We start from the raw sequence: 20,300 nt of genomic DNA on the forward strand, positions 1-20,300 counted from the left end.
CGCATCGGCCGTCGCCGGGGTGATCGGGTCTTCTTACTGGACCAGCAGCACCGAGATGTCGGTCTCAGCCACGACCTTGGTCGCGACCGAGCCCATCAGCGCGCGGCCCAGGATGCCGTGGCCGTGCGTGCCCAGCACGATCAGCTCGGCCTTCGATTCGGTGGCCGACTTGAGGATTTCCTCGGCCGCGTGGCCGTGGCGCGCGTCGGCGGTGAAGTTGGCCACGCCTTTCTCGGCGAACCAGGCCTTCACCGGGTCGAGCACCTTGGCGTTTTCCTCGGCGTAGTACTCGGTGACGATTTCCTTGCTCAGGTGGCGTGCCACGTGGCCGGAGATGCCGGTGCAGACATTGACCACCACCAGCTCATGGCCGTCCACGAACATGGCGCGGTTGGCGAGCAGATAGTTGAGGGCCTTTTGCGTGTAGGCGCTGCCGTCGACTGCAATGAGGATTTTCATGGCTTTCCTTCTACGACTGTGAACAAGTGCCGCATAGGATGGCACAGGAAAGCCACGGGGTGTTTGATATGCCTCAGCCCCGCAGGCCCTTCCAGAGCATGTAGGCGGCCAGCAGGTACAGGATGCTCGCGAAGACGCGCTTGAGCTTCTTCACCGGCAGGCTGTGCGCGGCCCTGGCGCCCAGCGGGGCGGTGAACACGCTGCAGGCCGCGATCACCACGAGCGCGGGCAGCCAGATGTAGCCGAAGGCGCCGGCCGGCAGGCCCTGCACCGACTGGCCGCTGAGCACGTAGCCCAGCACGTTGGCCACCGCGATCGGAAAGCCCAGCGCCGCGCTGGTCGCCACCGCGTTGTGGATCGCCACGTTGCACCAGGTCATGAACGGCACGCTGATGAAGCCGCCGCCCGCGCCCACCAGGCCCGAGATGAAGCCGATGGTGCCGCCCGCCGCGAGCTGGCCGCCGGTGCCGGGCATCTGGCGCGTGGGCTTGGGCTTCTTGTCGAGGAACATCTGCGTGGCCGAGAAGCCCACGAACAGCGCGAAGAAGATGGCCAGCGCCGTGCCCTTGAGCAGCGCGAACACGCCCAGGCTGCCCGCCAGGCTGCCGATCACGATGCCGGGGGCCAGGCGCTGCACGATGTCCCAGCGCACCGCGCCGCGCTTGTGGTGCGCGCGCACGCTGGACACCGACGTGAAGATGATCGTCGCCATCGAGGTCGCGATCGCCATCTTCACCGCCAGGTCGGCCGGTACGCCGCGCTGGCCCATGATGATCGTGATGAACGGCACCATCAGCATGCCGCCGCCGATGCCCAGGAGGCCGGCGAGGAAACCGGTGCCCAGGCCGAGCGCGGCGAGTTCGGCGATCAGGAGCGGGTCGAGCAGGGCAGCGAGGTTCACGGGAGGATGGGGAAAGAACGAGCGGCTGAAAAAGCAACGGCCCCGTGCGGTGAAGCAGGGGGCCGTGGCGGGAAAAGGTGTCTGCAGATGGTGTGCCGGACCCGCATCCTGAACCAGGGTTCAGGTGGGCGAGGGCAGCAGGACTTCGGGTTCATCTGACGCGAGATGATCACGCCCGTCAAGCGATGTACCAAGCCCGGCTCCGGAGAGCATTGGAACAAGGAAATATTAAGCCCGACACGTCTGCAGACAAAACGGATTTTACGCCCCGGATGTGCCGGGCCGCGTGCCCTCAGAGCAAATGTCCATCGCCCGCCAGGGCCTGATCGAGTCTCTGAATAAGCTGGGCGGCCTTCGGGTCGGTGTCGGCGGAGCTTTCTTCCGTGCTGCTGGCAGCGACAGGGGCCGGTGCCGCGGCAGCAGCGGCCTGCTGGGCCGCGAGATCGAAAGCCAGGTTCAGCGAGGCGAGCACGGCGATGCGGTCGCGTGCCTTCACCTTGCCCGCGTCGCGGATCTTGCACATGGCCGCGTCCACGCGGTCGACGGCCTCGCGCAGTTGCGCTTCGCCGCCGTCGGGACAGCCGAGCAAATAGCTCTGGCCCATGATCTGTACTTCAATCTGCTTCATGCGTGATGGGAATCTTCGGAAGGGGGGTCGGCCGGCAGCCGTTCGAGCAGGGCATCGAGGCGGGTGCGGGCCGCGGCGAGCCGCGACTTCAGGCCGTCGCGTTCACGCGTGAGCGCATCGACCTGTTCCTGCAGCAGCGCGTTGGTGCGCTGCACCTCTTCGTGACGCACGAGCAGGCGTTCCACACGCTCGGCGATCTGGTCGATGGGGCTGGAGGCGGGCATGGTTGGCGATTGTAGTTTCCCGGGAATTCGGAACATCCGGCGCACCACGCGGGGCGCGCACCGGACGTGGCCGAGATTCTGGGGCCTGCGCCGCTCGTGATCAAACCCGGTGTGGCGTGTGCGCCCCGTGGGCCTAAAATCCTGCCCGTTGGTGCTCGCGGCGTGGTTCGCACGGCGCAGTTCAACGGGAAGCAGGAGTGGACGCCCCCCGGGGCCGAAGCCGCCTGCGCTGCCCCCGCAACGGTCAAGCAGACGACGCCGCAACGCGTCACCCCTTTCCATCCAGCCACTGGGCGCCCTGAAACAGGTGCCTGGGAAGGCGGCAAAGGGTCGATCTGCCAGCCCGGATACCGGCCAACAAGGCGGCTGCCGCATCGGCAGCCATGACGCCCATGGCGCCGGCGGGGAAGCCGGCCAGGGCATAGAAGTTCGTTCGGTTCACCCCATGATTTCCTGTGTTTCCCTCTCCAGCGGCCGCGCCAGCGTGCGCCGCAACCGTCCCGCGTGCCTGCCGCTGACGCTCGCCCTGGCCTCGGCCTTCGGCGGCCTGGCCCTGCTGCCGCTGGCCGCGCAGGCGCAAGCCGCAGCTGCATCAGCAGCACCTGCCACGCTCGACGAGACCGTCGTCACCGCCAACCGCACGCCGCAGGCGCTGTCGGACCTGGTGGGCGATGTCTCCATCGTCGACCGCAAGACCATCGAGCGCAGCGGCGCGACCGGCGTGGCCGACGTGCTGGCGCGCCTGCCGGGCATGGAGATCTCGCGCAGCGGCGGCGTGGGCAACGCCACCAGCGTGTTCATCCGCGGCGCCGAATCGCGCTTCACTGCGGTCTACCTCGATGGCGTGCGCATCGATTCGCAATCGACCGGCGGCGCCGGCTGGGAAGGCATTCCGCTCGCGCAGATCGACCGCATCGAAGTGCTGCGCGGCCCGGCCGCCGCGGTGTACGGCTCGGACGCCGTGGGCGGCGTGATCCAGCTCTTCACGAAGCGCGGCGAGGAGGGCGTGTCGCCCTACGCCGGCATCGGCTTCGGCAGCCACGGCCTGCGCCGGATCGAAGGCGGCGTGAGCGGCAAGTCGGGCCTGCTCGACTACTCGTTCGGCGTGGCGCACGAGGAAAGCAAGGGCTTCAACATCCAGCCGATCGCCAAGCGCACGCCCTCGAAAGACGGCTTCACCAACCCCGACCGCGACGGCTACCGCAGCACCTCGGGCAACCTGAAGCTGGGTTTCCAGATCACGCCCGACCAGCGCATCGACGCCACCTTGCTCACCAGCAACACCGAGGCGGCCTACGACCCGTCGGTGAGTTTTCGCACCAAGCCGCCGATCACCTTCCGCGACGACGTGTCGACCAACGAGCTGCGCACCGCCGGTCTGACCTGGTCGGCCAAGTGGAACGACATCTACAGCACCCGCCTGCAGGTGACCGATTCGCAGACCGTCTACAAGACCCAGCCCTCGTTCTATCGCACCGAAACCCGCCTGCGCGGCTACCTGTTCCAGAACGAGTTCCGTTTCGGCGCGCACCTGGTGACCGCCACGCTCGAGCGCCGCGAAGACGCGCTCGAGAACGCGCCCACCACCTCGGCCAAGCTGTTCTCGCGCGACCGCTCGCAGAACGCCGCCGCACTGGGCTACGGCTACGTGAAGGGCCCGCATTCGCTGCAGCTGCACGTGCGCCATGACGACGACAGCGAGTTCGGCGGCAAGACCACCGGCAGCGCCGCCTACGGCTACGCGATCACGCCGAGCCTGCGCGCCACCGTGTCGGCCGGCACCGCGTTCCGCGCGCCCACGCTGTACCAGCGCTTCAGCGAGTACGGCCTGGCGAGCCTGCAACCCGAATCGAGCCGCAACGTCGAGCTGGGCCTGCAGTACACGGCCGGCGCCACGCAGGCCGGCATCGTGCTGTACCGCAACCGCGTGCAGAACCTGATCGTGTTCGACGGCAGCGCCAAGGGCTGCCAGTCGTCGTTCGGCTGCTACGCCAGCACGGCGCGTGCGCGCTACCAAGGCGTGACGCTCACGGGCGGCCACCGCATCGGCGACGTCACGCTGCGCGCCTCGCTCGACTACCAGGACCCGCGCGACCTCGCCACCGACCACCTGCTGGCACGCCGCGCCCGGGCTCACGGCACGCTGGGCGCCGACTGGCGCATCGCCGGCTGGACGCTGGGCGCCGAGCTCCAAAGCTCGGGCAAGCGCTACGACGACGCCGCCAACACCGTCAAGCTCGGCGGCTACACGCTGCTGAACCTGTCGGCCAGCAAGCAGATCATGCGCGACCTGAACCTGGTGGCGCGCGTGGACAATGTGGGCGACAAGGACTACCAGTTCGCACGGCTCTACGCCACCGGGGGCCGCACCGCGTACGTCGGACTCAAGTGGACTCCGCAGTAAACACCCGCCGCTCCTCGCCCGGTGCAGCCGTCACCTGCGCCGCGGTGCTCGTGGCCGCGCCGGCCTCGGGGCAGGGCAAGACCACGGTCGCGGCGGCGCTCGCGCGGCTGCACGTGCGCCAGGGCCGCCGCGTGCGGGCCTTCAAGTGCGGGCCCGACTTCCTCGATCCGCACTGGCTCGCGCTGGCCACCGGCGCGCCGGTGCACTCGCTCGACCTGTGGATGACCGGCGAGGCCGACTGCCGCGCGCGCCTGCATGCCGCCGCGTGCGAGGCCGACCTGGTGATCGTCGAAGGCGTGATGGGCCTGTTCGACGGCACGCCCAGCGCGGCCGAGCTGGCCGAGCGCCTGGGCCTGCCCGTGCTGGCCGTGATCGACGCCCAGGCCATGACCGGCACCTTCGGCGCGCTGGCCTACGGCCTGCAGAACTTCCGCCCGGGCCTGCCCTGGGCCGGCGTGCTGGCCAACCGCGTGGCCGGCGAGCGCCATGCCGACATGCTGAAGGACGCATTGCGCGAACCCGGCGACTGGCTCGGCGCCTTGCCGCGCAGCGCCGATTTCGCGCTGCCCGAACGCCACCTGGGGCTGGTCGGTGCCGCCGAACTCGGCGATGCGATGGTGCGGCTCGACGCTGCGGCCGACGTGCTCGCCGCCACGCCGCTGGGGCAGCGCACGCCCGGGCAGCTGCCGCAGGTGCGCTTCGAGCCCGCGCCGACGGCGCCCGTCGCGCCGCTGCTGGCCGGACGCACCATCGCCATCGCGCGCGACACGGCGTTCTCGTTCATCTACCCGGCCAACCTCGAGGTGCTCGAAGCCCTCGGCGCGCGGCTCGCGTTCTTCTCGCCGCTGGCCGACGAACCGCTGCCGCCTTGCGATGCCGCCTGGCTGCCCGGCGGCTACCCCGAGCTGCATGCGGCCGTGCTGTCGGCCAGCGACCGGCTGCGGCTCTCGCTCGCCAACCACGTCACGGCCGGCAAACCGATCTGGGCCGAGTGTGGCGGCATGATGGCGCTGTTCGACGAACTCGCCACGCGCGACGACGCCGAGCCGACCGACGTGCACCGCCTCTGGGGCGTGCTGCCGGGGCGGGCGGTCATGCAGAAGCGGCTGGCCGGTCTCGGCCCGCAGCAGCTCGACCTGGGTGCGCATGCCTTGCGCGGCCACACCTTCCACTACTCGCGCTGCGAGACGCCGCTCGCGCCCGCCGCGCGCACCGTCGGCACGCGCGGCGGCGAGGCGCTGTACGTGCACGGCCCCGTGCGCGCGAGCTACTTCCATGCGTGGTTCGCGTCCAGCCCGGAAGCGACCGCGCGGCTCTTCGGCGCCATGCCCCTCGAACTCGACAGCCACGCCGCACAGGCGCCCCCCGATGCCCCTCACTGAGCACGAATTCATCCTCGGCGGCCAGAAAAGCGGCAAGTCGCGCCGCGCCGAGCAGCGCGCGGCCGACTGGCTGGCCCAAGCGCCCGCATCGCGCCGCGCGGTGCTGATCGCCACCGCGCAGGCCCACGACGACGAGATGCGCGAGCGCATCGCGCGCCACCAGGCCGACCGCGCCGAGCGCGTGCCCGGTCTGCAGACCCTCGAGGAGCCGATCGAGCTGGGGCGCGCCATCGTCACGCAGAGCGCGCCCGACACGCTCGTGGTGGTCGACTGCCTCACGCTGTGGCTCACCAACCTGCTGATGCCGCTGCGCACCGAAGGCGCCGCCGTGGTCACGCGCACGCCCTCGGCGCACGCCACGCTGCTGCTCATCGCGCTGCGCGAGGCGCGCGGGCCGGTGGTGCTGGTCGGCAACGAGATCGGCCTGGGCGTGATCCCGCTGGGCCGCGAGACCCGTGCCTTCGTCGACGTGCTCGGCCGGCTGAACCAGGACGTGGCGGCCGCCTGCCATCGCGCGACGCTGATGGTCGCCGGCCTGCCGCTGACGCTGAAGGCGCCCGGCGCATGAGCTTCGATCGCATGAAGACCTGGTTGCGCGCGTCGTTGCTCGGGCTCGCCCTGGTGGTGGGCGCGCAGGCGGCGCAGGCCGTCGATGTAGTGGATGAGCGCGGCGTCACCGTGCACCTGGCGCAGCCGCCGCAGCGCATCGTTTCGCTGCTGCCGTCGCTGACCGAAGGCGTCTGCGCACTCGGCGCCTGCGACCGCCTGATCGGCGTCGACCGTTATTCCAACTCGCCCGCGCAGGTGCGCGCGCTGCCGCAGCTTGGCGGCGGGATCGACCCGAACGTCGAAGCCATCGTCGCGCTCAAGCCCGACGTGGTGCTGCTCGCCAAATCGTCGCGCGTGACGCAACGGCTCGAAGCGCTGGGCCTGAAGGCGATCGTGCTCGAACCCAAGAGCCACGCCGACGTGCGCCGCGTGCTGGGCGCGCTCGACCAGGTGCTCGGCACGCACGAGGCGCCCGCCGTGTGGCGCGCCATCGACGCGGCCGTGTCGGCCGCGGCGCAGTCGCTGCCCGCCAGCGCCAAGGGCCTGCGCGTGTACTTCGAGGTCAACACCGGCCCTTACGCGGCAGGCGACTCGTCCTTCATCGGCGAGACGCTCGCGCGGCTGGGCGTGAAGAACATCGTGCCGGCGTCGCTCGGCCCCTTTCCCAAGCTCAACCCCGAGTTCGTGGTGCGTGCGAACCCCGACCTCATCATGGTCAGCGTGCGCAGCGCGATGGGTCTGGAGCAGCGACCTGGCTGGGGCGGCATCCGCGCGGTGCGCGAAGGCCGCGTGTGCCGCTTCGACGCCGAGCAGACCGACGTGGTCGTGCGCCCCGGCCCGCGCATGGACGAGGCCGCGCGGCTGATGGCGCAGTGCCTGTCGGACAAGGGGCGGTGAGCGGCATGCATTCCGCGCACCTGCGTCGCGTGCTGCTGCTCGGTGCCGGCCTGCTGGTGCTGGGCGCGGCGCTGCTGCTTTTCGGCCTGGGCATCGGCAGCACCGGTTTCCAGAGCCTGCTGTCCGCGCGGCACGACCCGGTGGCGCTGCAGATCGTGTGGGACATCCGCCTGCCGCGCACCCTCGGCGCGTGGCTCGCGGGCGCGCTGCTCGGGCTCGCGGGCGCGGTGGCGCAGGGCCTGTTCCGCAACCCGCTGGCCGATCCGTACCTGCTGGGCAGCGCCTCGGGCGCGTCGCTGGCCGTGGCGCTGGCGCTGATGCTGTTCGGCGGCTCCGTCACCAGCACGCAATGGGTGATGCGCCTGGGACTCACCGGCGCGGCCTTCGTCGGCGCGGTGGCCGCGGTGCTGCTCACGCTCACGCTGGCGCGCGGCGTGCAGCAGACCCTGCGGCTGTTGCTGGCGGGCGTGATCGTCGGCGTGGTGCTGGGCGCCGCCAAGGACCTCATCACCATCGCCTCGGCCGACATTCTTCAGGCGCTGCAGGGCTTCGTGCTCGGCAGCACCGGGCTGGTCGGCTGGGCCGCCTGCGCCGTGATGGCGGCGGTCGGCGTGGCCTGCCTGCTGCTGGCCTGGGCGCTCGCGCCGGTGCTCGACGGGCTCGCGCTCGGCGAGGCCACGGCGCGCAGCCTGGGCCTGCCGCTGGGCGCCATGCGCGCCGCGCTGGTGGCGGTGCTGGCGCTGGCGACCGGCGCGGCCGTCGCGCAGACCGGCCTGATCGCTTTTGTCGGCCTGGCCGCGCCACACCTGGTGCGCTCGGTGGTCAAGACCACGCACGCGCGGCTGATCGTGCTGTCGGCGTTGATGGGCGGGCTGCTGCTGATGGCGGCCGACCTGCTGGCGCGCTGGCTGATTGCGCCGCAGGAACTGCCCGTGGGCGTGCTCACGGCCGTGCTCGGCGGCAGCTACCTGCTGTGGCTGATGCACCGGCGCGGCGCGAAGGGAGGCGGCCTATGAGCCGCACTCGATCCGCCGCGCTCGAAGCGCATGGCCTCAGCGCCACGCTCGGGTCGGTCGAGGTGCTGCACGGCATCGACCTGTCGCTCGCGGCTGGTCGTTGGACCAGCATCGTCGGGCCGAACGGTGCCGGCAAGTCGACGTTGTTGAAAGCGCTGGCAGGTCTGCTCGCACATCGCGGCGAAGTGCGGCTCTTCGGCGAGGCGCAGGCGGCTGTGCCGGCCCGCGTGCGCGCGCGCCGCCTGTCGTGGCTGGGTCAGAGCGGCACGGGCGAGGGCAGCGCCGACGATTTGATGGTCTACGACGTCGCCATGCTGGGGCGCTTGCCACACCAGCGCTGGCTCGCGGCACCCAGCGAAGCCGATCGAGATGCGGTGGAGCGCGCATTGCGCAGCACCCAGGCCTGGGACTGGCGCGACCGTCCGCTGGGGCAACTCTCCGGCGGCGAACGCCAGCGTGTGCTGCTGGCGCGTGCGCTGGCGGTCGAGGCAGAGCTGCTGCTGATGGACGAGCCGCTGGCCAATCTCGATCCACCGCATCAGGCGGACTGGATGCAGACGGCACGCGAACTGGTCGCGCAAGGCCGCACCGTGGTCAGCGTGCTGCACGAACTGCCGATGGCACTGGCTGCGGACGAACTGGTGGTGATGAATCGGGGGCGGGTGACGCATCACGGTGCCTGTTCCGACCAGAAGACTCATGCAGCGCTGGAACAGGTGTTCGACCATCGGATTCGCGTGCATCGCGTGGCAGACCAATGGATTGCGCTGCCGCGATGACGTCTGCTGTCTTTCCCGATGCTGCTTCGGGGCGCGCTCCCGCCGACGGGGCACCTTGCTCCGCGAATGTCCCCCGGCCTGCGGCCTCCTCCTTGATTTCGCTGCGCAAGGCACCCCATCAGCGTGATCGTTGTTCGCAGCGGTCGTTGATCGGCCACGAACCGACAGCGTGCCCAGGTGCGCAGGACACTGGGTGCTTCCCGCAGCGAAATCAAGGAGGAGGGCGAAGCCCGGGGGACATTCGCGGAGGGAAGTACCCGGTGGCCTGTGCACACGCCCTGAACAACGGACACAAGAACACCCAAGAACGGAACCCCTCATGCAAATAGAAACCCCTCCCAGCGAAAAGCCCTACGAAAAGCCCGAAGGCGAACGCCGCGGCATCGTCATCGTCAACACCGGCGACGGCAAGGGCAAGAGCACCGCAGCATTCGGCCTCGCGTTGCGTGCACATGGCCGCGGCAAGGCCGTGAAGATCTACCAGTTCATGAAGGTGCCGTCGGCGCGCTTCGGTGAGCACCGCATGTTCGAGCAGATCGGCATTCCCATCGAAGGCCTGGGCGACGGCTTCAGCTGGAAGAGCCAGGACCTCGAACGCTCGGGCCAGCTCGCGCGCGACGGTTGGGAAAAGGCCAAGGCCGCGATCCTGTCGGGCGACTTCTTCCTCGTGGTGCTCGACGAGATCACCTACCCGCTGATCTACGGCTGGCTGCCGCTCGAGGGCGTGCTCGAGACCCTGCGCGCGCGCCCCAAGCACGTGCACGTCGTGCTCACCGGCCGCCGCTGCCCGCCCGAGATCATCGAGCTGGCCGACACCGTCACCGAGATGCAGATGGTCAAGCACGCGTTCAAGGCCGGCATCCCGGCGCAGCGCGGCATCGAGGACTGACCCCGATGGTGGCGCATGCGTTCGCGGCCGACGAGGCGAAGGCGGTGTACCGCGCCATCCACGAGCGGCGCGACATGCGCCACTTTGCAGGTGGCGAGGTGGAGCCCGAGGCGCTGCGCCGCCTGCTCGACGCCGCGCACCATGCGCCCAGTGTCGGCTTCATGCAGCCGTGGCGCTTCATCCGCGTGCGCGGCGAAGGGCTGCGTCGGCAGTTGCACGAGGTGGTCGAGCGCGAACGCGTGCTCACCGCCCGCGCGCTCGGCCAGCGTGAAGACGAGTTCATGCGCCTCAAGGTGCAGGGCGTGCTCGACGCGGCCGAGCTGCTGGTGGTGACGCTCGCTGACGGCCGCGAGCCGCATGTGTTCGGTCGTCGCACCCTGCCGCAGATGGACCTGGCTTCCGCCTCCTGCGCCATCCAGAACCTCTGGCTCGCGGCGCGTGCCGAAGGACTGGGCATGGGCTGGGTGTCGTTGTTCGAACCCGCCGAGCTGGGCGTGCTGCTCGGCCTGCCCGACGGCGCGGAGCCGATCGCCTTGCTGTGCCTGGGCCCGGTGCATGCGTTCTACGAAGAACCGATGCTGCAGCGCGAACGCTGGGCCAAGCGCGCACCGCTTGCGTCGCTGGTGTTCGACGAAAGCTGGGGCCGGCCGTCGGACCTGTTCGATCCTTCTTCCACTTCATCTTCTTGCGTGGAGCCCACCTGATGCTGGCCTTCGACACCGTTCTCTTCGAGCTCGCGCGCCTGTTCCTCTGGCCCGTGACGCTCGGCGTGCTGCTGTCTTTCGTCTATGCGGTGTACTGCCTCGGCGCCTTCGGCATCGAGTGGTGGCAGCGCCGACGCGACCCGTCGCGTGCGCTGGTGCTGCAGCCTCATGCGCAGGCCAGCCAGGAACAGATGGAGCTGGTCGTGCTCAAGCAGCTCGAAGGCGTGCGCCTGTGCAGCCGCGTGGCGCCGATGCTGGGGCTGATCGCCACCATGATCCCCATGGGCCCGGCGCTCGTGGCCGTGGCCTCGGGCGAATCGCAGGGCGTGGCGCAGAGCCTGGCGCCCGCGTTCGCGGCCGTGATCGTGGCGCTGGCTTCGGCCTCGATCACCTTCGTGGTCTACACGGTGCGCCGCCGCTGGCTCATGCGCGAGCTGGTGATGCTGCTCGACGCGCGGGACCGGCTGTCATGAGCCGACGCCAGTTCTCCATCCTGAGCAGCCTGGACAGCGACGACGACGACCCGGTGCTCTCGACCATCAACCTGATCGACGTCTTCATGGTCGTCATCGGCATGCTGATGATCGCGGTCATCAACAACCCGGTGAACCCGTTTTCGCAGGACAAGGTGACGGTCATCCGCCACGAGGGCCAGCCCGACATGGAGATCATCACGCGCGAAGGCCGGAAGGTCACGCGCTTCAAGGCCAGCGGCGCGACGGGGCAGGGCGACGGCGAAAAGGCCGGCACCGCCTGGCGCCTGAAGGACGGCACGATGATCTACGTGCCGGCGGACGCGGTGCCGGCGTCGGGCGGGAAGTGACGCGGCTTTTCGTCTTCTGGCTGGGGTTCCTGTGCCTGATGGCGCAGCCTGCGGTGGCGGCCGAGTCGCGTGTCGTGGTGTTGAGCACGGCGCTGGTGTCGCCTGCGCGCGTGGTGCGGTTGCAGACGGCGGCGCGTGAAGCCGGCGTGCCGCTGCAGGTGGTGTCGGCTGCGCAGGACACGCCCGAGGCGTTGGCTACCGCGCTCGATGGCGCGCGCCTGCTGGTCATCGATGCGCCGCACCTCAGCGTCGCCCAGTCGGCGGCGGCGCGCTTCGGCGACGTCATTGCGCGCAGTGCCGTTCCCTATGTGCAGATCGGTGAATTCGCCCTCGTGGCAAAAGGCCAGAAACCGCCCGAGGTGCCACCGCTCGCGGCCGAACGCGGCGTCGATGCGGTCTGGGCGCAGCGCCTGCGCGCCTACTGGCGCTTTCCGGGCGAGGCGAACCTGAAGGCCTCGGTGCAGGCGATGGCGCGGGTCGGCGATTCAGCCGGACTCCCTGACCCCGTGCCGTTGCCGCTCGCGGGCTTTTATCACCCTGACTGGCCGCGCGTCGAAAGCAGCATCGCGGCCGTCGAAGCACTGCCGAGCGGGCAGGGCACCGTCGCCATCGCCGTCAACAGCGCCACGCTCACCAGCGACGACACCGGCTGGCTCGACGGCCTGATCGGCACGCTCGCGCAGCGTGGCCTGCGCGCCTACGCCTTCTACGGTCCGCGCCAGCAGAAGGATCTGTTCTTTCGCATGACCCACGCGGGGGAGGGCGAGCGTCGTGTGGCCGACCTCCTCGTCAACGCCGCGCTGGTGTTCAGCCCCAACGAGCGCAAGGCCGAACTCGAACGCATCGGCGTGCCGGTGCTGCAGACGCTGCCCTCGCTCGCCATGGACGCGGCGCAATGGGCGCGCAGCAAGGACGGCCTGGCGCAGACCGACATCGCGGCCTACTACAGCCCGAGCGAACTCGCGGGCATGACCGACCCGATGCTCGTCACCGCGCGCGATGCCGCCACCGGCAGCCTGCAGCCACTGCCCGCGCAGATCGGCGCCGTGGCCGACAAGGCCGTCGCGCTGCTGCGCCTGCGGCGCACGCCCGCCGCCGAACGCCGCGTGGCGATGCTGGTCTACAACTACCCGCCGGGTGAGGCGAACTTCGGCGCGTCGTTCCTCAACGTGCCGCGCAGCGTCGACCTGATGCTGTCCGCGATGCAGGCGGCCGGCTACCGTACCGAGGCGCCCGGCGCAGATACCGTCATCGCGCAGGTGCAGGCCACGATGAAGGCCTATTACCCGACCGCGCAGGGCGGCGACGCGCTGCAGCCGCTGCTCGACCAGGGCCTGGCCGACACGCTGCCGCTGTCGCAGTACCTCACATGGTTCCGTGCGCTGCCCTCGGACACGCAACGCCGCATCGAAGCCTACTGGGGCCCGCCCGAGGCCTCGAAGATGCTGCGGCCCGTGGCCGGCGCACCGGCCTTCGTGGTGCCGCGCGTGCAGTTCGGCCAGGTGGTGGTGTTGCGCCAGCCGCCGCGTTTCGAGCCCGGCACGCAGGTGGCCGACAAGGCACAGCAGGTCTACCACCGCGCGGCCGTGCCGCTGAGCCACGGCTACCTCGCCACCTACCTCTGGCTGCGCAGCCGCTTCGGCGCCGACGCGCTGGTGCACGTGGGCACGCACGGCACGGTCGAGTGGTCGGCGGGCAAGGAGCGCGGGCTCTCGGTGCAGGACGATCCGTTGCTCGCGCTGGGCGACGTGCCCAACGTCTACCCGTACATCATGGACAACCTCGGCGAGGCGACCACCGCCAAGCGCCGCGGCCGCGCGACCATGGTGAGCCATTCGACGCCGATGTTCGCGCCCGCGGGCTTTCGCCCCGGCGTGCGGGACATGCACGACCGCATGCACGACTGGGAAACGCTGTCGCCCGGCGCGGTGAAGACCGCGCTGGAGCGGCGCCTCACCGCCGAGTTCGTTGCCCAGCACTACGACCGCGACCTGCAATGGACGTCCGCGCGCATCCGCGCCGATTTCGCTGGCTTCATCGCTGTGCTGCACCCATACCTCGACGAACTCGCGCAGACCGCGCAACCACTGGGCCTGGCCACCTTCGGCGAGGCGCCCGATGCGCAGCGGCGGCGCCAGACGGTCCTGCAGATCCTCGGCAAGCCCGTGGCGCAGGCGATGGGCGAAGACCTCGACGAGATGTTCCTCACCGATGCGCAGGGCATCGCGGCCTCGAAGCCTGCGCGTTGGTTGGAATCCGTGCTGGCGGGCAACGACACCGCCGACGCTGAGCCTTTGCGCCCCCTGGCCGCGCGGGCCCGCGCACTCGACGCGGTGCTGGCCCACAACGAGGAAATCGAAGGCCTGCTCACCGCACTCGATGGCCGCTACCTGAAATCGCGCTACGGTGGCGACCCGGTGCGCGACCCCGACAGCCTGCCGACCGGGCGCAACCTCTACGGCTTCGACCCCAGCCGCGTGCCCACGCGCGCCGCCTGGGACACCGGCGTCGCCGCGATGGACGACTGGATCGCCGCGCACGCCCGCACCCACGGCGGCCGTCCGCCGCAGAAGATCGCCTTCACGCTCTGGGCCGGCGAGGCTTCGCGCCACCAGGGCGTGACCGAGAGCCAGGCCTTCCATGCACTCGGCGTGAAGCCGCGCTGGGACGAGGCCGGGCGCATGGTCGGCATCGAGATCGTGCCGGCCGCGGTGCTGAAGCGGCCGCGCATGGACGTGCTGATCAGCGTCACCGGTTCGTACCGCGACCAGTTCCCGCACGTGATGCGCTGGCTCGACGAGGCCGTGCAGCAGGTGGCCGCGCTCGACGAACCCGGCAACGCCGTCGCGCAGCACAGCGAGGCGATGGCGCGCACGCTGCGCGCCGGGGGCGCGACGGCGGCCGAGGCGCGGCGCTGGTCGACCGCGCGCGTGTTCTCGAACGAGCAGGGCAGCTACGGCGCCGGGCTCGAGGAAGCGGTGCTCGCCACCGAACTCTGGAAGGGCCAGCAGCGTGGCGGTGGCGACGCGCAGATGGCCGGGCTCTACATGGACCGCATGGGCCACGCCTACGGGCGCGGCCTCGACGGCGCGACGCGCCCGGGCGCCTTCGCGGGCAACCTCGCGCAGGTCGATGCGGCGCTGATGGCGCGCACCTCCAACCTCTATGGCGTGCTGACCAACGACGACCCGTTCCAGTACCTGGGCGGCATCGCGCTGGCCGTGCGCCACCTCACGGGCAAGGACCCGACGCTGTATGTGCAGAACCTGCGCGACGGCGCAGCCGTGCGCACCGACACCGCCGCCGGCGCCATCGCACGCGAGATGCAGACGCGCTACCTGCACCCGCAATGGATCGAGGCGCAGAAGGCCGAGGGCTACAGCGGCGCGCTGCAGGTGCTCAAGACCGCGCAGTTCCTCTGGGGCTGGCAGGCGACCGCGCCCGCGGCCGTGCGCGCGGACCATTGGCAGTCGCTGCACGAGGTCTATGTGCGCGACACCTACAAGCTCGGCACGCGGCAGTGGCTGGAGCGCGAGAACCGCGCCGCCTTCGCGCAGACGCTGGAGCGCATGCTCGATGCCGTGCGGCTGAACTACTGGAAGCCCGATGCCGCGACGCGGCGCGAACTGGCGCAGGCCTACACGGAAGCGCTGCGCGTCACGGGGTTGCGGGAGCGCAACGAGGCGGTGCAGCGGTTTGCGCAGGCTGCGTTGGTGGCGTCGCCTGTCACTGCCCCTGCACCGGTCGTCGCCGCACCCGCCGTCGCGCCCGTCGAAGCGAGCCCGCCCGCACCCGCATCGCCCGCCGCGGCGGACCTCGCGCAACCGGTGGCCGGCCTCCAATTGAAGCCCGTCGCCGACACCCCATCGCCCCCGCCGCCGTCCGCCGTGCTGCCGCGCCTGCTCGCCGCATTCGGCGCCGCCTTGCTGCTGGCCCTCGGCGCGCTGGTGCAATGGCGGCGCGGCCGGGCCGTGCCTGCCGCCTGATTCACGAGAATGCCTGCCATGCCCGCGCTCGATCCCTTCACCGTCTTCGCCCTCGCGCTGGTCGCCGCCTTGTGGCTGGCACTGGCCGTCGACCGCTGGCTCGGCGAGCCGCCCGCCGCGCTGCATCCGGTCGTGTGGATGGGCCGCTACCTGGACTGGATCGGCAGCCGCCTCGCACCGCGCGCGGCCGACACCAAGCCGCGCGACCTGCCCGGCTTCGCGATGGGGGCGCTCAGCTGGTGCGTGGGTACGATGGCCACGTTCGCCGTCGCGTCGGCGGTGCAGAGCCTGGCGATGCAGTGGCTGCCGGTGTGGGTCATGGCCGTGGTGCTCGGGCTCGCGTTCAAGCCGCTCTTTGCATGGCGCATGCTGCGCGACGAGGTGCTGGCGGTCGAAGCCGCCCTGGGCGAATCGCTCGAGGCGGGCCGTGCACGGCTCGCGCGCCTCGTGAGCCGCGATGTCTCGGTGCTGAGCGAGCGCGAGGTGCGCGAAAGCGCCATCGAGTCGCTGGCCGAGAACCTCAACGACTCGCTGGTGGCGCCCGTGTTCTGGTTCGTGCTGTTCGGCCTGCCCGGCGCGGCGCTCTACCGCTTCGCCAACACCGCCGATGCCATGTGGGGCTACCGCGGCGAACGCGGCGGGCGCGACTGGACCTGGTTCGGCAAGTGGGCCGCGCGCGCCGACGACGTGCTCTCGTGGCTGCCCGCGCGCCTCACCGTGCTGCTGCTGGCCCTCGCGGCCGGCCGCTGGCCGCGCGGCGTGGCCAGCGAGGCGCGCCGCACGCCGTCGCCCAACAGCGGCTGGCCGATGGGGGCGATGGCGCTGCTGCTGGGTGTGCGGCTTGCGAAGCCGGGTGTGTATGCGCTGAACGGGGAAGGGCGCGCCGCCACATCGGCCGACACCGCGCGCACCGCGCAGCTCGGTGAACGGGCGGCGTGGGGGCTGGCGGTGATCGCTTCGCTGGCGATGCTGTCGCCGTTGCTGGCGAGGTGGGCATGACGAATCAATCCACGGTGCATGGCGGTCCCGACGAGAGGGGTGCCGCGCCGCACGACTTCTCGACCAACGGCAACGCGGTCGGCTCGTGTCCCGCGGTGCTGGCTGCGCTGCGTGAGGCCGACGCCGCGCACTATCCCGATCCGCGCTACACCGCGCTGCGCGCTGCGCTCGCCGATTTCCACGGCGTGTCCGAAGAACGCATCGCGATCGCGGCGAGCGCGAGCGAATTCATCCACCGCATCAGCGCGGTTGTGGCACAACGCTGCGGCGGAGAAGTCTGGCTGCCCGCGCACAGCTACGGCGACTACGAACGCTCGGCCTTGGCCTGGGGCCTCGGCGTGCGGCGCGCACCTGAGGAGGCCGACGGCGCCGTGCTGCGCTGGTGCTGCGAACCGTCCAGCCCGTTCGGCCAGCCGCAGCCCGACATCGCGCAGCATGCCGCGAGCGATGCCGTCTGCGTGCTCGACATGGCCTACGAGCCGTTGCGCCTCGAAGGCCAGCCCTCGCACGACGCCACGCAGCGCGACCGCCTCTGGCAGCTGTGGACACCGAACAAGGCGATGGGCCTCACGGGCATCCGCGCCGCCTACGCCATCGCACCTGCGAATGCCGACGTGGCCGGCCCGCTGCTGGAGCGGCTCGATCGCCTTGCACCGTCGTGGCCGCTGGGCACGCACGGCGTGGCGCTGCTCACGACCTGGACCAGCGACGAAGCGCAAGGCTGGCTCGCGCGCAGCCTCGACATCCTGCGCGACTGGAAAGCGCGGCAGCGCGCCGTGTGCGAATCGCTGGGCTGGCAGGTGCTGCCCGGCGACGCCAACTTCTTCGGCGCACGGCCCGACACGCCATACCCGCCCCGGGCCGCCGCGCTGCGCGCCGAGGGCATCAAGCTGCGCGATTGCGCCTCCTTCGGCCTGCCAGGGCACCTGCGCCTGGGCGTGTTGCCGCCGGCCAGCCAGCAGGCATTGAAGGCCGCGTGGGCGAGGGCCAGCGCCGCACGACACAGCGGCTGAACGCACCTCGCACCACAATAGGGCTGTCTCAAGAAAAGGAAAACGAACAGGCCCATGCTCTACGCCATCACCACGCTCTTCCTGTGCCAGCTTGCCGGCGAACTGCTCGTGCAGTGGCTGTCGCTGCCGATCCCCGGTCCGCTGATCGGCATGCTGCTGTTGTTCGTCGGCCTGCTGGTGCGCGGCGGCGTGCCGCAGGAACTGACCGACACCTCGGGCCACCTGCTGCGCAACCTGATGCTGCTGTTCATCCCGGCGGTGACCGGCGTCATGCTGCATTTCGAGCGGGTGGGGCGCGAATGGCTCCCGTTCCTCGCGGCCGGCGTCGTGGGCGGCGCCTTCACCATGGCGGTGACCGCGCTCACGCTGCGCTGGATGATCCGCATCACCGGCAAGGACGCGGAATGAACGCGCCCGCCAAGCTGTCTGAAATCTGGGTCTTCCTGGCCCAGTCGCCGCTGCTGTGGCTGTCGCTCACGCTGCTGGCCTACCTGGGCGCGCTGTGGCTGCACGCGCGCAGCGGGCGCAACCCGATGGTCAACCCGGTGCTGGTGTCGGTGATCGTCATCGTGGGCGTGCTGCTGCTCACGCGCACGCCCTACGACACGTATTTCGAGGGCGCCAAGTTCGTCCACTTCCTGATCGGCCCGGCCACCGTGGCGCTGGCCGTGCCGCTGTACAGCCAGGTGGGCCGGCTGCGGCGCCTGTGGCTGCCGATCGGCGTGGCGCTGCTGGTGGGCTCGGTGGCCGCCATCGTGTCGGCCATCGGCATCGGCTGGGTGCTCGGCGGTTCGCACGAACTCCTGATGTCGCTCGCGCCCAAGTCGGCCACCATGCCGATCGCGATGGGCGTGGCCGAGAAGATCGGCGGCCTGCCGTCGCTGGCGGCCGTGGCCGCGGCCATCGCCGGCATCTCGGGCGCGATCATGGCCACGGGCTTGCTGAACCTGCTGCGCATCAAGGAGCCCGCGGTGCGCGGCTTTGCCGTCGGCATGGCGGCGCACGGCATCGGCACGGCGCGCGCCATCCAGGTGAACGAGACCGCGGGTGCGTTCTCGGCGCTGGCGATGGGGCTGAACGGCATCGCGACCGCGCTGTTGGTGCCGCTGATCGTGAAGCTGATGAGCGTCTGACATCCATCATCCATCCATCGAGGAGCACGACCCATGTCCGAGTACACCGCCGAGATCGTCTGGGAGCGGGGCGACCAGGACTTCCTGGCCAACACCTACAGCCGCCACCACGTGCTGCGTTTCGACGGCGGCGCCGAGGTGCCGGGCTCTTCGTCGCCGCATGTGGTGCCGTTGCCGTTCTCCGACGCGTCGGCGGTCGATCCGGAAGAGATGTTCGTGGCCTCGCTGTCCAGCTGCCACATGCTGTGGTTCCTCACCATGGCGGTGAAGCGCAAGTTCGTGGTCGACCGCTATGTCGACGCGGCCACGGGGGTGATGGAGAAGAACGCCGACGGCAAGCTGGCGATGACCGTCGTCACGCTGCGTCCTCAGGTTGAGTTTTCGGGTGAGAACCTGCCCACGCGCGAGCAGATCGAGCACCTGCACCATCGGGCGCATGAGGAGTGCTTCATTGCGAATTCGGTGAAGACCGAGGTGCGGTGCGAGCCGGTCGACTGACAAGAGTCGCTCCCCGCACGCGTTGGCAGCGCTGATCCAGCCCTGAGAAGAGGCCGGGAAAGGCGCCCCTCAGCGCCTCTGCAACCGCGGATTCTTCGCAAACAGATCCGCCGCCCAGTCCACAAACGCCCGCACCTTCGCGCTCAGGTGCCGGTTCGGCGGGTACACCACGTGGATCGGCAGCGGGTCGCGCTGCCAGTCGGCCAGCACCTCGACGAGTTCGCCGCTTTCCAGCAGCGGCTCGGCGGTGAAGGTGATGCACTGCGACAGGCCGAAGCCCGCGAGCACGGCCGTCATGTGCGCATTGCTCTCGTTGACCGACACGCGGTAGGGGCCGTTGAGCTCGATGTACTCGTCGCCCTTCTTGAACTCGTGCGGGTACACGCGCCGGGTGGTGCCCGAGAAGTAGCTCACGACGTGGTGGCGCTTCTCGATGTCGTTCGGATGCTGCGGCGCACCATAGCGCTTGATGTAGGCCGGCGAGGCCACGGTGACGAAGTGCAGGGTGCCGATGCGGCGCGCTACCAGCGACTGGTCGCTGAGCTCGCCCGCACGGATCACGCAGTCGACGTTGTCGCTGATCAGGTCGACGGTGCGGTCGCTCACGCCCAGGTCGACCTGGATGTCGGGGTAGCGGTCGCAGAAGCTGGCCAGGTTGGGCAGGATGATCTGCTGCGCCACCGAGGTGCCCACGTCGATGCGCAGCCGCCCCGTGGGGTTGGCCTGCGCGTTGGTCATGCTGGCTTCCATGTCGTCGAAGTCGTTCAGCAGCCGCGCGGCGCGCTCGAAGTAGGCGGCGCCGTCGGGCGTGACGGTGACGCGCCGGGTCGTGCGGTTGAGCAGCTTCACGCGCAGGCGCGATTCCAGCGCCTGGATCTGCTTGGTGACGGTGCCCTTGGGCAGGGCCAGAGAGTCGGCGGCACGGGTGAAGGTGCCGGCTTCGACCACGCGGACAAAGATCCGCATTGCCTGGATTTGATCCATCGAATGCCTGTTCAGGGAGACCGGCGTATGCC

General features: G+C 70.4%; 21 protein-coding genes and 1 riboswitch. Of the genes, 16 read left to right on the forward strand and 5 right to left on the reverse strand.

Translation table 11 applies throughout. The annotated features are described in order from the left end of the window. Positions 1 to 33: 33 nt before the first annotated feature. The 4 genes from ACAM42_RS16410 to ACAM42_RS16425 all read right to left on the reverse strand — a co-directional run bounded on the left by ACAM42_RS16410 (position 34) and on the right by ACAM42_RS16425 (position 2,212). Positions 34 to 459, reverse strand: a complete 426-nt coding sequence (locus ACAM42_RS16410) for a universal stress protein (RefSeq protein ID WP_062480532.1) — start codon at positions 457 to 459, stop codon at positions 34 to 36. A gap of 73 nt (positions 460 to 532) precedes the next feature. Then, on the reverse strand, positions 533 to 1,360 hold the full coding sequence (locus ACAM42_RS16415) for a sulfite exporter TauE/SafE family protein (RefSeq protein ID WP_062480530.1): 828 nt from the start codon (positions 1,358 to 1,360) through the stop codon (positions 533 to 535). A gap of 292 nt (positions 1,361 to 1,652) precedes the next feature. Next, entirely contained in the window at positions 1,653 to 1,988 is a 336-nt protein-coding gene (locus tag ACAM42_RS16420) for a cell division protein ZapA (protein ID WP_369632657.1), read from the reverse strand. Next, entirely contained in the window at positions 1,985 to 2,212 is a 228-nt protein-coding gene (locus tag ACAM42_RS16425) for a DUF904 domain-containing protein (protein ID WP_369632658.1), read from the reverse strand. The genes ACAM42_RS16420 and ACAM42_RS16425 overlap by 4 nt, the downstream gene beginning before the upstream one ends. A 132-nt stretch (positions 2,213 to 2,344) precedes the next feature. Continuing rightward, positions 2,345 to 2,586: riboswitch (cobalamin riboswitch) on the forward strand. A 71-nt stretch (positions 2,587 to 2,657) separates the two neighbouring features. Between ACAM42_RS16425 and ACAM42_RS16430 the strand changes: the two genes are divergently transcribed. The 16 genes from ACAM42_RS16430 (at position 2,658) to ACAM42_RS16505 (ending at position 19,284) form a co-directional block, all read left to right on the forward strand. Then, positions 2,658 to 4,616, forward strand: a complete 1,959-nt coding sequence (locus ACAM42_RS16430) for a TonB-dependent receptor (protein WP_369632659.1) — start codon at positions 2,658 to 2,660, stop codon at positions 4,614 to 4,616. Beyond that, a complete protein-coding gene (locus tag ACAM42_RS16435) occupies positions 4,601 to 5,998 on the forward strand; it encodes a cobyrinate a,c-diamide synthase (RefSeq protein WP_369632660.1) in 1,398 nt (465 codons plus the stop codon). The genes ACAM42_RS16430 and ACAM42_RS16435 overlap by 16 nt, the downstream gene beginning before the upstream one ends. Continuing rightward, the gene (locus ACAM42_RS16440; protein WP_070060494.1) at positions 5,985 to 6,566 is read left to right on the forward strand and encodes a bifunctional adenosylcobinamide kinase/adenosylcobinamide-phosphate guanylyltransferase; all 582 of its coding nucleotides are present in this window, start codon (positions 5,985 to 5,987) and stop codon (positions 6,564 to 6,566) included. The genes ACAM42_RS16435 and ACAM42_RS16440 overlap by 14 nt, the downstream gene beginning before the upstream one ends. Positions 6,567 to 6,577: 11 nt before the next feature. Continuing rightward, the gene (locus ACAM42_RS16445) at positions 6,578 to 7,444 is read left to right on the forward strand and encodes an ABC transporter substrate-binding protein (RefSeq protein ID WP_369632774.1); all 867 of its coding nucleotides are present in this window, start codon (positions 6,578 to 6,580) and stop codon (positions 7,442 to 7,444) included. Between the two features lie 5 nt (positions 7,445 to 7,449). Then, positions 7,450 to 8,460: a FecCD family ABC transporter permease gene (locus tag ACAM42_RS16450; protein ID WP_369632661.1), complete on the forward strand. Its 1,011-nt coding sequence runs from the start codon at positions 7,450 to 7,452 to the stop codon at positions 8,458 to 8,460. Continuing rightward, positions 8,457 to 9,239 carry an ABC transporter ATP-binding protein gene (locus ACAM42_RS16455; RefSeq protein WP_369632662.1) on the forward strand — a complete coding sequence of 261 codons (783 nt, stop codon included), beginning with the start codon at positions 8,457 to 8,459 and terminating at the stop codon, positions 9,237 to 9,239. Before ACAM42_RS16450 ends, ACAM42_RS16455 begins: the two co-directional genes overlap by 4 nt. A gap of 319 nt (positions 9,240 to 9,558) precedes the next feature. Next, positions 9,559 to 10,128, forward strand: a complete 570-nt coding sequence (gene cobO, locus ACAM42_RS16460; protein ID WP_095745107.1) for a cob(I)yrinic acid a,c-diamide adenosyltransferase — start codon at positions 9,559 to 9,561, stop codon at positions 10,126 to 10,128. Between the two features lie 5 nt (positions 10,129 to 10,133). After that, on the forward strand, positions 10,134 to 10,832 hold the full coding sequence (bluB, locus tag ACAM42_RS16465; RefSeq protein WP_369632663.1) for a 5,6-dimethylbenzimidazole synthase: 699 nt from the start codon (positions 10,134 to 10,136) through the stop codon (positions 10,830 to 10,832). Further along, positions 10,832 to 11,305, forward strand: coding sequence for a MotA/TolQ/ExbB proton channel family protein (locus ACAM42_RS16470; protein WP_159271949.1), 474 nt, complete (start codon positions 10,832 to 10,834; stop codon positions 11,303 to 11,305). The genes bluB and ACAM42_RS16470 overlap by 1 nt, the downstream gene beginning before the upstream one ends. Continuing rightward, entirely contained in the window at positions 11,302 to 11,655 is a 354-nt protein-coding gene (locus tag ACAM42_RS16475; protein ID WP_062479884.1) for a DUF2149 domain-containing protein, read from the forward strand. The genes ACAM42_RS16470 and ACAM42_RS16475 overlap by 4 nt, the downstream gene beginning before the upstream one ends. Next, a complete protein-coding gene (cobN, locus tag ACAM42_RS16480) occupies positions 11,652 to 15,641 on the forward strand; it encodes a cobaltochelatase subunit CobN (RefSeq protein ID WP_369632664.1) in 3,990 nt (1,329 codons plus the stop codon). The genes ACAM42_RS16475 and cobN overlap by 4 nt, the downstream gene beginning before the upstream one ends. Positions 15,642 to 15,659: 18 nt before the next feature. Then, the gene (gene cbiB / locus ACAM42_RS16485) at positions 15,660 to 16,640 is read left to right on the forward strand and encodes an adenosylcobinamide-phosphate synthase CbiB (protein ID WP_369632665.1); all 981 of its coding nucleotides are present in this window, start codon (positions 15,660 to 15,662) and stop codon (positions 16,638 to 16,640) included. Next, a complete protein-coding gene (locus tag ACAM42_RS16490; protein ID WP_369632666.1) occupies positions 16,637 to 17,653 on the forward strand; it encodes an aminotransferase class I/II-fold pyridoxal phosphate-dependent enzyme in 1,017 nt (338 codons plus the stop codon). The genes cbiB and ACAM42_RS16490 overlap by 4 nt, the downstream gene beginning before the upstream one ends. A gap of 54 nt (positions 17,654 to 17,707) precedes the next feature. Then, entirely contained in the window at positions 17,708 to 18,061 is a 354-nt protein-coding gene (locus ACAM42_RS16495) for a CidA/LrgA family protein (protein ID WP_056581435.1), read from the forward strand. Then, the gene (locus tag ACAM42_RS16500; RefSeq protein WP_099796765.1) at positions 18,058 to 18,786 is read left to right on the forward strand and encodes an LrgB family protein; all 729 of its coding nucleotides are present in this window, start codon (positions 18,058 to 18,060) and stop codon (positions 18,784 to 18,786) included. The genes ACAM42_RS16495 and ACAM42_RS16500 overlap by 4 nt, the downstream gene beginning before the upstream one ends. 33 nt (positions 18,787 to 18,819) lie before the next feature. Further along, positions 18,820 to 19,284 (forward strand): OsmC family protein, encoded by a 465-nt coding sequence (locus ACAM42_RS16505; RefSeq protein ID WP_369632667.1) that lies wholly within the window; start codon positions 18,820 to 18,822, stop codon positions 19,282 to 19,284. 69 nt (positions 19,285 to 19,353) lie between these two features. On the opposite strand, the gene ACAM42_RS16510 is transcribed toward ACAM42_RS16505, so the two are convergent. Then, the gene (locus ACAM42_RS16510) at positions 19,354 to 20,268 is read right to left on the reverse strand and encodes a LysR family transcriptional regulator (RefSeq protein WP_070060504.1); all 915 of its coding nucleotides are present in this window, start codon (positions 20,266 to 20,268) and stop codon (positions 19,354 to 19,356) included. Positions 20,269 to 20,300 lie beyond the last annotated feature (32 nt).

The sequence above is a fragment of the Variovorax sp. V35 genome (assembly GCF_041154465.1).
GTDB classification, from domain to species: domain Bacteria; phylum Pseudomonadota; class Gammaproteobacteria; order Burkholderiales; family Burkholderiaceae_C; genus Variovorax; species Variovorax boronicumulans.

What these genes read in the sequence shown, in the direction of transcription:
- ACAM42_RS16500 (WP_099796765.1), top strand. Translation starts at nt 18,058, where the DNA reads ATGAACGCGCCCGCCAAGCTGTCTGAAATCTGGGTCTTCCTGGCCCAG.
- ACAM42_RS16450 (WP_369632661.1), top strand. Translation starts at nt 7,450, where the DNA reads ATGCATTCCGCGCACCTGCGTCGCGTGCTGCTGCTCGGTGCCGGCCTG.
- bluB (WP_369632663.1), top strand. Translation starts at nt 10,134, where the DNA reads ATGGTGGCGCATGCGTTCGCGGCCGACGAGGCGAAGGCGGTGTACCGC.
- ACAM42_RS16505 (WP_369632667.1), top strand. Translation starts at nt 18,820, where the DNA reads ATGTCCGAGTACACCGCCGAGATCGTCTGGGAGCGGGGCGACCAGGAC.
- ACAM42_RS16430 (WP_369632659.1), top strand. Translation starts at nt 2,658, where the DNA reads ATGATTTCCTGTGTTTCCCTCTCCAGCGGCCGCGCCAGCGTGCGCCGC.
- ACAM42_RS16510 (WP_070060504.1), bottom strand. Translation starts at nt 20,268, where the DNA reads ATGGATCAAATCCAGGCAATGCGGATCTTTGTCCGCGTGGTCGAAGCC.
- ACAM42_RS16455 (WP_369632662.1), top strand. Translation starts at nt 8,457, where the DNA reads ATGAGCCGCACTCGATCCGCCGCGCTCGAAGCGCATGGCCTCAGCGCC.
- ACAM42_RS16445 (WP_369632774.1), top strand. Translation starts at nt 6,578, where the DNA reads ATGAAGACCTGGTTGCGCGCGTCGTTGCTCGGGCTCGCCCTGGTGGTG.
- ACAM42_RS16475 (WP_062479884.1), top strand. Translation starts at nt 11,302, where the DNA reads ATGAGCCGACGCCAGTTCTCCATCCTGAGCAGCCTGGACAGCGACGAC.
- cbiB (WP_369632665.1), top strand. Translation starts at nt 15,660, where the DNA reads ATGCCCGCGCTCGATCCCTTCACCGTCTTCGCCCTCGCGCTGGTCGCC.
- cobO (WP_095745107.1), top strand. Translation starts at nt 9,559, where the DNA reads ATGCAAATAGAAACCCCTCCCAGCGAAAAGCCCTACGAAAAGCCCGAA.
- ACAM42_RS16495 (WP_056581435.1), top strand. Translation starts at nt 17,708, where the DNA reads ATGCTCTACGCCATCACCACGCTCTTCCTGTGCCAGCTTGCCGGCGAA.
- ACAM42_RS16420 (WP_369632657.1), bottom strand. Translation starts at nt 1,988, where the DNA reads ATGAAGCAGATTGAAGTACAGATCATGGGCCAGAGCTATTTGCTCGGC.
- ACAM42_RS16470 (WP_159271949.1), top strand. Translation starts at nt 10,832, where the DNA reads ATGCTGGCCTTCGACACCGTTCTCTTCGAGCTCGCGCGCCTGTTCCTC.
- ACAM42_RS16440 (WP_070060494.1), top strand. Translation starts at nt 5,985, where the DNA reads ATGCCCCTCACTGAGCACGAATTCATCCTCGGCGGCCAGAAAAGCGGC.
- ACAM42_RS16425 (WP_369632658.1), bottom strand. Translation starts at nt 2,212, where the DNA reads ATGCCCGCCTCCAGCCCCATCGACCAGATCGCCGAGCGTGTGGAACGC.
- ACAM42_RS16410 (WP_062480532.1), bottom strand. Translation starts at nt 459, where the DNA reads ATGAAAATCCTCATTGCAGTCGACGGCAGCGCCTACACGCAAAAGGCC.
- ACAM42_RS16490 (WP_369632666.1), top strand. Translation starts at nt 16,637, where the DNA reads ATGACGAATCAATCCACGGTGCATGGCGGTCCCGACGAGAGGGGTGCC.